Source organism: Bartonella jaculi (assembly GCF_039543045.1).
Taxonomy (GTDB): domain Bacteria; phylum Pseudomonadota; class Alphaproteobacteria; order Rhizobiales; family Rhizobiaceae; genus Bartonella; species Bartonella jaculi.
In genome coordinates this window covers 25,934-32,407 of record NZ_BAABIZ010000009.1, presented here as the reverse complement: position 1 = coordinate 32,407, position 6,474 = coordinate 25,934, and the positions used below count along the sequence as shown (strand labels likewise).

The following is a 6,474-nucleotide window of genomic DNA, read 5'->3' as shown; positions in this document are numbered from 1 at the left end:
TTAGGGTTTTTAAAACTTGGTCGCCTTGCACCACTTTAAGTCTGAAAGGGAGCGTTTTGAAATTGCGCCCTCAACTTTACTGCGAAGGTAAAGCGCAATTTTTTATTTTGGGTGCTATGCCTAAAAATGCAGATGGATACCCCGTTCTCTCCTTGCTGATTACCCATGGGTGGGCACAATTAGGGTTTTTAAAACTTGGTCGCCTTGCACCACTTTAAGTCTGAAAGGAAGCGTTTTGAAATTGCGCCCTCAACTTTACTGCGAAGGTAAAGCGCAATTTTTTATTTTGGGTGCTATGCCTAAAAATGCAGACGGATACCCCGTTCTCTCCTTGCTGATTACCCATGGGTGGGCACAATTAGGGTTTTTAAAACTTGGTCGCCTTGCACCACTTTAAGTCTGAAAGGAAGCGTTTTGAAATTGCGCCCTCAACTTTACTGCGAAGGTAAAGCGCAATTTTTTATTTTGGGTGCTATGCCTAAAAATGCAGACGGAACCTCCGTTCTCTCCTTGCTGATTACCCATGGGTGGGCACAATTAGGGTTTTTAAAACTTGGTCGCCTTGCACCACTTTAAGTCTAAAAGGAAGCGTTTTGAAATTGCGCCCTCAACTTTACTGCGAAGGTAAAGCGCAATTTTTTATTTTGGGTGCTATGCCTAAAAATGTAGACGGACACCCCGTTCTCTCCTTGCTGATTACCCATGGGTGGGCACAATTAGGGTTTTTAAAACTTGGTCGCCTTGCACCACTTTAAGTCTGAAAGGAAGCGTTTTAAAGCTGTGCAATCATACCTGCTGCAAAGGTAAAGCGAGAAATGTTGAGATCGTTTTCAATAAGGGCACCGATGCGGTTTGTTACGTTGTGAATTTGATCTTCTGTTGTTTTTATCCAAGCTGCAAACGGATCTTCTTTTTCTCCATACTTTTTCAGAATTTTTATAACAATTTTCCGTAAACTTTCGGCAATATTTTCTTTAGCTTGGCTTAAGGCCATACTGTCATAATAATCAACTACAGGAATTGTTTGGCTTGCTTCATTAATGCGGTTTATACGAATGATTTGAGCAAGTGAGAAATAGATCTCTGCGGTTTTAATAAGGTCGCTGTTGCTTTGTTTTGCAATCAAAGAAATGTCACAAATTATTGGAGCAGTTTCCAAGAGAGCCAACTGTTTTGCTAAAGCTTTTGGCGCTCCTTCTTCGTTATATTGTGTCGCTTTTTCTTTAATTTTTTGATTGATATCTTTATCATTGGAATGCGTAAGTTGTTTTTCAATAATGCTACGGGCTTGCTTAATTGTTTTTACAAGCTCTTCTAATGGAGTCGAGAGATCCATATGGCGCAAACCCCAATTGGTTGTTTCAAAGAGCATTGAAGTGATGGCTGCGTAGAATTTATTTTGAATAAGACCAGGTATCTTATTATCAAGGTTATCAATCTGATCAGACAATTGAGGAATTTCAAAACCATCACACAACGCAATGAAAACACGAATAATATTTTCAATCTTTTGTTCTGTTGCATCTTGTAGCCGATTAACAAAAGTAGGCCCTCCGCGATTTACAATATCGTTGGCAATGAGTGTTGCAATAATATTACGACGCAACTGATGATTAATGATTTCTTTCTCAAAGCTTGTCTGAATTTGAGTCGGAAAATAATGCAATAAGATTTTGTTAAAGTAGCACTCATCAACAATAGGGCTGTGGGCGATTTCTTCTTTTAGGGTTAATTTAGCATATGCCAAAATAACGGCGAGCTCTGGACGTATAAGACCCTGACCTTGTGTTATTCTTTGCCGCAAAATTTGTTCATCAGGGAGAATTTCAACTCTGCGATCCAAAAGATTTTTCTGTTCCAAATCATGCATAAAACGCATCTGATAAGGCAAATCAACAATGCTTTGGCTTTCAGCTAAGGAGAGAGCAAGGGGTTGCGAATAATTATTGCGCAGGACTAATTGTTCAACTTGTGGAGTCATCTTTTTTAAAAGTTCATCACGTGCTTCGCGGGTAAGCGTTTTTGCACGAAGTGCTGATGCCAAAACAATTTTGATATTAACCTCAACATCTGAACAATTAACACCTGCGGAGTTATCAATGGCGTCCGTATTGCATCGCCCACCGTTTAAGACATATTCAATCCGACCACGTTGCGTAACACCAAGATTAGCCCCTTCACCAATAACTTTTGCACGAACTTGTTCACCAGTAATGCGTAGCGCATCATTTGCACGATCTCCTACTTGTGCATCGGTTTCTGTCGCTGCGCGAATATAAGTACCAATGCCGCCAAACCATAAAAGATCAACAGGCGCTTTGAGAAGCGCAGAGATAATTTCAAAGGGCGTTCCCGTTTGTTTTTCAAAACCAATGGCTTGTGCTGCTTCGGGGGAGAGAGTAATGGTTTTTGCTGTACGTGAGAAGATGCCACCGCCCTTTGATAATTTTGTTTGGTCGTAATCTTGCCAACTTGAGCGAGGTAGTTGAAAGAGACGCATGCGTTCTGCATAGCTTTCAGATATGTTTGGGTCTGGATCGATAAAGATATCACGGTGATCAAAGGCGGCGATAAGTTTTGTTTGTTTGGAAAGGAGCATTCCATTGCCAAAAACATCACCAGACATGTCACCAACCCCGACACAGCTAAAGGGAGTTGTTTGAATATCGTGATTAAAGGATTCTCGAAAATGTCTTTTAACCGCTTCCCATGCACCTTTGGCTGTAATCCCAATGGCTTTATGGTCATAGCCTGCTGAACCTCCAGAGGCAAAAGCATCATCGAGCCAGAAGTGGTTCGCTTGGCTGATAGCGTTGGCTGTATCAGAAAAGGTTGCTGTGCCTTTGTCAGCAGCGACGACAAAATAAGGGTCATGGTCATCATGGCAGATGATGTCATGAGGAGCGCTTATTTTGCCGTTGACAAGATTGTCAGTGATGGAAAGCAAAGCCGTTATAAAGTCAATATAAGCTTGTCGTGCGGCTTCTATGATTACGGTACGATCATTCGTTTGGGGAAGGCGATGAGGGTAAAATCCACCTTTTGCGCCAACAGGAACGATAACTGCATTTTTGACTTGTTGGGCCTTAACTAAGCTGAGCACTTCAGTGCGATAATCGAGTGCACGATCGGACCAACGGATTCCACCGCGGGCTATAGGACCAAAGCGTAAATGAACTCCTTCAACTTCTGGCCCATAAACAAAAATTTCTCTATAAGGACGCGGTTCCGGTAAGCCTTCAATTTGGCGTGGATCTAACTTGGTTGCTAAAATACGCCGTGGACTACCATTTGCAAGAGGGGTAAAGGCATTGGTTCGTAAACTTGCATCAATAAGATTACGATAACGGCGTAAAATCAGATCATCATCTAAACCAGATACTTTCTGTAATTTTTCTTCAATGCGTTGTTGAATGACCTGTTGGTTTTTTACTCGTTCTTTTTCTGTATGGCTTTGGTGAAATTTCAAATGAAACAACGCATAAAGATCTTGGGTAATGTCAGGATAGGCGTTTAAAGTTTGGGCAACACGATCTTGTGAATAAGGAATTCCAGCTTGTTGGAGATAGCGTCCATAATGGCGCAAAATGATAATTTCACGCCAATCAAGCCCTGCTGTTTGCGTTAAAGCATTAAAGGCATCATTATCAGCATTTTGAGACCAAATAGCTTCGAATGTTTCGGCATGCTTTTGACCGCTCTTATCGAAATCGATACAGAGATGAAAGGCGCTTTCTAGTTGCATATCATGAAGATATACAGAGTCTCCGTTGCCATCTGGTAATTCAAGTGTTTGCTCAGCAATGACCCGAAAACCCATATTTTCAAGAAGTGGTACACGCTTGGAAAGGGCTAGTGCTTCATGGCGGTGAAAAAGCCGGAGAGAAATGCTTCGTTTTTCTTTGTTGTGCGCGTGGTAAAAAGTAACAAAAAGAGGTTTTTTATCATGAAGACTTAAAATATGTCCGGCATCTTCAATGGCTTCTTCAGCTGAAAATAAGTCACGGTAGCTGTTAGGAAATTGGCTGGCTAAACGCGTTTGTTGCTCTGTGGTTGTACGGGTAAGAGCTATGGTTTGTACACACTCTTCCCAACTTCGTGCTATAGAACGTACATGTTGTTCAAGCGTGGTGCGCTCAATAAGAGGAGCACTTTCGCTCCCTTTGCGATGAATGATGTAATAGACACGTATAAGAGGGCTTTCCAAAAACAGGGGATAGGATTCAAAGAAATCACCTTTATAGAGCTCAACAAAATATTCGCCAACTTTTTCGCGAATGTTGCTGCTGTATTGGTCACGCGGCACATAGACAAGTATAGAAACAAAGCGCCCAAAAGAATCCGTATGGGCAAGTACCCGCAAACGTGGGCGCTCATCTAATTGCATGATAAGTTTGGCATTTTCCGTCAATGTGTCAATATCAGAGCGAAACATTTCATCTCTTGGATAGGTTTCTAAAACACTGATGAGTGATTTTCCAGAGTAGTCAGCGCGATTGTATCCAAGCCGTTGAATGATGGTTTTGGCTTTTTCTTTTAAGAAAGGGATTTGCAAAATAGAGCGCGTATAAGCTGAGGAGGTAAACAATCCTACAATGCGCAATTCTCCACATAGCCCCCCTTCTTTATCAAAGATTTTAAGACCAATATAATCAAGCCAAATAGGGCGGTGAATTTTTGAGCGACTGTTGGCTTTCGTTACAATAAGCAGATTATCACTTTCCATAAAGGAGAGGATCTCTTGGGGAGGTTCTTCCACGCGTGCATCGCCAATAATACGAATAGAGGCATCGGTCAGAATACCTAGTTCAATGTCACTCGTTGTAAAGGCTTTTGTGGGTTCTTGGTTTTTGATGAAATTATAAGTGCGCATGCCTAGGAAGATGAAGTTATTGTCCATCAGCCAGTTAAGAAATTCAATGGCTTTTTCGCCTTCTTGTTTGTAGTGTGGGGGGAGGCTTGTCTGATAGGCAGAGATATGCTTTTTAATTTCTTCAAGCATAGGTTGCCAGTCTTGAACGGCGGCGTTGACTTGTTCAAGGACTAGAGTAAGTTCATCTTTAAGTTTTTGTATCTGCTGTTTATTTAAGGATTCGATATGGATTTGCATCAGACTGATGCGTTGTCCAGAGGCACAATCAAGAACAGGGTGTGCAATCAAATAAATGTGGTTCTTGTGCTGATTAAAGACATTTAAAATAGAATCAAGGAGGAAGGGTTTGTTATCGTTGACAAGTGTGATAACCGTTATAGGCTTGTTATTGCGCGTCAAACTTTGTTCAAAGCAGAGGATACTTTTTCCTGCCTTATGAAGATTAAATGCGTTAATGGCAGTGATGACGGCTTTTTGAAGCTCTTTACTTTCGTAACAGGCTATATCTTCTTTATCGGTATGAGCAAAAAGAATCTGTTCTATTTTATCTTGGTTGCTTTTTGTTTCTGATACTTTTTGTTGTAACACAATCATCTTCCCTTTTTGCCTCTAGGACCTTTGTTTTCATAGAAACAGACCATTATATCATACTTTACACTGTAACATCTTCTTCCTAAAGACAATAGTTATTTATTTGGAGAGGATAAATTTGTTTTTTCCATTTTACAGTAATAATCTGTTATTCTAGGGCAATATCTTGCATCTATGAAAGGACATTTTAGTATTTTTGTATGTTAATAGTTTGTTCTTTAAGATATACAAAATGAAAGTAAATAGAGAATGACGCGTTTGCCAGAAAGACTGCTCAATGGTTACTGGTCCTTTGTAAAAAATCATTTTTCATATAAAACAGCACATTATCAGCAATTGGCGCTTGAAGGACAGAAACCTGAAGTTTTGGTCATTGCTTGTTGTGATTCGCGGGCAGTACCAGAAACAATTTTTGATGCGAAACCAGGTGAAATTTTTACTCTACGCAACGTGGCAAATTTGGTTCCCCCTTTTTCTCCTGATAATCAATATCATGCAACATCAGCGGCGATTGAACATGCCGTGCAATTGCTTGAGGTTAAGCATATTGTTGTTTTTGGTCATGCCCACTGTGGGGGGGTGAGCACTGCTCTTAAGGGGACGTGCAAGTCTTTATCGTCAAATGATTTTATTGGTCAATGGATAAGTCTTTTAGCACCAGCAGCACAAACAGTTATTAGCAATGAATCTCTGACATTGCCAGAGCAGCAGACCGCATTAGAGCAGCTTTCTATTCGTTATTCGTTGAGGAATTTAGAAACATTTCCGTGGATAAAAACACGAAAAGAGCAGGGTATTTTGACACTACACGGGGTGTGGTTTGATATCTCAAGCGGTGAATTATGGAATATGGAACAGGAAACAGGTTGTTTTGTGCGTGTTGAGGTTGGAGAAGATGAAGTGTAATGTTTGCTGTCTTTTAAAAGTATTGTATGATAAATCTTGACAAAGCTGGGGTTTTATTGTTTGAAAGAGCGAGCTTTCAGTGACAAAATTAACTTGGAGCCACC

General features: G+C 40.7%; 3 protein-coding genes and 3 pseudogenes. 5 read left to right on the top strand and 1 reads right to left on the bottom strand.

The window, feature by feature from the left end; all coding sequences use genetic code 11:
- The 4 genes and pseudogenes from ABD915_RS05135 to ABD915_RS05120 all read left to right on the top strand — a co-directional run.
- Window positions 1-218, top strand: a pseudogene (locus ABD915_RS05135) (hypothetical protein); the annotation flags it as partial.
- 50 nt (window positions 219-268) lie between these two features.
- Window positions 269-397, top strand: a pseudogene (locus tag ABD915_RS05130) (DUF2125 domain-containing protein); the annotation flags it as partial.
- Window positions 398-414: 17 nt separating this feature from the next.
- Complete coding sequence (locus tag ABD915_RS05125; protein ID WP_345116165.1) at window positions 415-576, top strand: hypothetical protein; 162 nt, start codon at window positions 415-417, stop codon at window positions 574-576.
- A gap of 50 nt (window positions 577-626) precedes the next feature.
- Window positions 627-755, top strand: a pseudogene (locus ABD915_RS05120) (DUF2125 domain-containing protein); the annotation flags it as partial.
- A gap of 17 nt (window positions 756-772) precedes the next feature.
- Here the strand turns inward: ABD915_RS05120 and ABD915_RS05115 are convergent.
- The gene (locus tag ABD915_RS05115) at window positions 773-5,461 is read right to left on the bottom strand and encodes an NAD-glutamate dehydrogenase (RefSeq protein WP_345116154.1); all 4,689 of its coding nucleotides are present in this window, start codon (window positions 5,459-5,461) and stop codon (window positions 773-775) included.
- A 252-nt stretch (window positions 5,462-5,713) separates the two neighbouring features.
- Here ABD915_RS05115 and ABD915_RS05110 point away from each other — a divergent pair, with 252 nt between their 5' ends.
- Window positions 5,714-6,370, top strand: a complete 657-nt coding sequence (locus tag ABD915_RS05110) for a carbonic anhydrase (protein ID WP_345116088.1) — start codon at window positions 5,714-5,716, stop codon at window positions 6,368-6,370.
- The last annotated feature ends 104 nt before the right edge of the window (window positions 6,371-6,474 follow it).

Excerpts from the sequence above, each read along its gene's own strand:
- ABD915_RS05110 (WP_345116088.1), top strand. The coding sequence starts at position 5,714 with ATGACGCGTTTGCCAGAAAGACTGCTCAATGGTTACTGGTCCTTTGTA.